The 3,374-nt window shown below is 71.5% G+C and carries 1 protein-coding gene and 1 pseudogene; one reads left to right on the forward strand and one right to left on the reverse strand.

Translation table 11 applies throughout. The features are described 5' to 3' along the window. On the reverse strand, nt 1–3,004 hold a 3,004-nt coding region (locus CCN51_RS48830; RefSeq protein ID WP_143676161.1), incomplete at its 3' end, for a lonely Cys domain-containing protein. Nucleotides 3,005–3,020: 16 nt separating this feature from the next. Here CCN51_RS48830 and CCN51_RS54685 point away from each other — a divergent pair. Further along, a pseudogene (locus CCN51_RS54685) lies at nt 3,021–3,374 on the forward strand (hypothetical protein); the annotation flags it as partial.

Genomic DNA, 3,374 nt, shown 5'->3' on the forward strand with positions numbered 1-3,374 from the left:
CCTGTCCGGCAAGGACGGCCACGGTGAGCACCGGATTGCCCTGGCCGTCCTTGCCGGACAGGTTCGTCGGGGCGTCGATCCACCACACGGGACAGCCCAGCCGCTGCGCCAGCATCCACGCCACCTCGTCGGCGGCGGTACCCAGCCCGGCGTGCGAAAAGACGACCTCGGTGCCCCTTTCCTTGGCTATCAGGGTGGGGTCCCTCGCCACCATCTCCAGGAACTCACTGATCGGCCCCCGGAAGTCACGGCCTCCGATGGCCATCAGGATGGTGTCCGGGTCCTGCGGATCCAGTTCGGCGCGCACCAGGTGGGGGACCTTCGCGGCCGCCTGCTGGTTCGGATTCCGGTTCCGCCATGGCGCGTCCACCAGACCGCCGGACGTAATGACCTGCGCCAGGTTCACCCTCGACTGCGGGCGCGGCTCCCCCGTGAAGTCACGAGCGCTCCCCTTGGCCCCGTCCAGGACCGTGTCCATGCCGGTGGCGGTGTCATCGAACGCCCCGTGCACCTCCAGGTTGAACGTGGCCGCCACGTCCGTGTCGAACGCGTCCCGCCCCACGGCGAACGCGTGGGTGAGCGCGGCCCGCAGCTTGTTGAGGTTCGACTCGTCCACGTCGAAGGGCGGGTCCATGTGGAGCACCTGCCGGGCGAGGTCGTCCAGCTCCATCTCGGTTGTGCTCAGCAGTTCCATGGTCTTGACCCGCGCCCAGAGCATCCGCGACCGCTCCGCCTCAACCATCGGACGGCGGCCGGACAGCTTCAGGACGGTGACGGCCTCGGCCTTCGCTTCATCCCCGTCCAGCCACTCGGCGGCCTCCCGCACCACCGGCAGGTCCACGAACTCCCGCAACGGCAACTCCACGCGCTTCCCCTGCGGGCCGCGGGGCCGTGTCTCCCACGCCGTCGCCGCCGCGGCCAACACCCGGCGAGCGACGTCCTGGTCCACCCCGGACGCGGCCTCCGGACGAGCCGCGATCACCTGCCGCAGCAGATCCAGCATCAGCGGACCCGCCCGCCGGAAGTCCGGGTCGGCCAGCCACATCGAGTCCACCGCCGCCACCCCGCGCAGCAGGTCCCCGAAGTCGGCACGGTCTTCCACATGGACCCCGAACATCAACTTCAGCGCCCGCAACGCAATCAGCGTCCGCTCCCGCACCGCCGCCGGCACCGCGCCGACCCCCGAGTGCAGCCCGGCCACCACCGCGAGCCGGTCCAGCTCCGCGCCCTCCGGCTCCGGCCGGCCCGGGGCGAACTCCCGCAGCCGCCCCTGGGGATCGACGAACAGGGACCGCACGTACTTGCCGTCCACCTTTCCCAGCCCCTGCGGGCCGTAGGAGACACGCGCCCAGCGTCGCGTCGCGTTCATGATGCGCTGCGCCAGAGAGACCTGCCGCAGCGGATCGGCCACGAACACCTCGGGGGCGAAGGTGCCCCTGAGGGCGGGACCCCTGCTGTTGCTGTCCTTGGGCGACCCGATCCAGCAGCAGGAGATGTCCAGCCAGCGGTCCTTGGGCAGCCGGGACACCAGCCACGTCACCCACGCCACCGCATCACCTTCGCCGAGGAAGCGTTCGACCACGTCGTTCCCGTCCCACAGCGTCAGAATCACGTAGCCCGGCAAGCCATGCAGGGTGATGCGGTACGCATCGCTCTCGGGGAACGGACTGCCCTCGGGACCCGGACGCGGCAGCTCCTGCTCCAGGGCATGGGCGTTCAAGGCGCTGTGGTAGTGGGTGAACGTCGTTATCCGGTCCGCGTGGCGGCTCGGCTCCTCGAAGTCCTTCGCGTACTCGCCGGGCTCGAACGAGGCGTAACCGACCTGTTCTTCGATCGCCTCGCTGACGACCGGCCACATCACCACTTCGTGGAACCAGTCGGGCACGCTGTCATCGAGAACGGGCCCCTGACCCGGCCGGAGCGGAACCCAGTCGCCCGTGGGGACTCCCGGCCGTCCAGTGACCGTGTCGATGCCGACCTTGCCGATATCGCCCTTCTCGTCAGGCCGCGGGCTGACCTTCACCTCACCGCTGTGCGCCCGCACCACCAGGCCAGTGCGGTCCGCGAGCTTCTGCAACAGCGCACTATGGCGGCCCAGGAAGGGAATGGCCAGCACAATCGGGGTGCCCGACGGCAGACCCGCCCGCGCGATGTCCGCCGCCACCAGCTCGATGAACTCCTCGACGTCCACATCCACCGTCGAACCGTCCGGCAGCCGCACCACCACCTTCCCGTCCCGCCAGTCGGCCCCGACGACATACGGCCGCGTCCCCTTCGGCCACGGCGTCTGCCGCCCGGGGCCGCCGCCGAGGGCCAGGGAACCATCCGCCTGCGGCGTAAGGACATCGCTCCAGTCCGTGTCCAGCTCCAGGCCATCCATGTCCCCCATGACGTCCGGTCCCAGCCAGTTGATACCCGGCACCCGGTGTCCATCCACCGTGAAGTAGCCGCTCTGGGCCGGCCCGGTCGCCCCCAGCCTCTCGAGGTGGAACGCGCGCAGCGCCGCCAGGCTCCCCGCCCGCCCGGCCGCCTCGGCCTCCACCACCAGCCCGAGCAGCCGCGCACGCACCGACTGGTCCACCGGCGCACCCTCCGGCAGGTGCAGCACCCGACGAGCCACCACATCCACATCGAACGGATCGCCCCGCAGCGCCCGGTCCCGCTTGTGCAGAGCCTCCAGCCGCTCCGCCGCCGCCGCGTCCGGAGAGAGGGCGAACCCGACCGTCGCCTGCCGCCCCAGCACCTCACGCGGCACACCGGAAAGCGCGACCATCTCGTCCGAGGGTTCCCCGGGAGCCCACTGCACGTAGAACGGGAAGTCCTCCGCGGCCAGCCGCTCCTCCCCCTCGGACAACACCTGAAGGATGTCCAGCACCTGCTTCAGATGGCCCATGAACACCGCGTACGCAGCCCGCGCCCGCCACTCGCCACCACCAGCGACATCGGCACCGTACCCGGTGATGACAATCCGCGGCAGCGCCGCGCCCACCTTCCGGTTCCGCATACCGGCAGACACCACCTTGAGCGCCAGTGCCCTGATGGCCCGCTGCCCGTCCCCGGACGGGCCCGTCCAGTCCGGCGCGAACTCCACCACGCTCAACGGCGGCAACTCGGGAGGCAACACGGCCGCCTGCGGAGCGAGCGGGGCGGGCGCCTGCGGGGCGAGCGCGGCGGGAGGCGCGGGTAGCGCGGTCGGCTGCGGAGCGAGCAAGACGGGCGGCTCGGACGTCTGCGGGGCGACCGGCGCGACGAACACCCGCGCAGCGGAGTCCCCCGACGCGGATGTAGACGGCACCGACAGCGCCCGCACCGACGCCCGCGCCCCGGCACCGTCCGCACCGGAAACCCCGGGCACCCCCGGGGCCGCGGCCCCG

The organism is Streptomyces milbemycinicus, assembly GCF_002154605.1.
Lineage (GTDB): Bacteria > Actinomycetota > Actinomycetes > Streptomycetales > Streptomycetaceae > Streptomyces > Streptomyces milbemycinicus.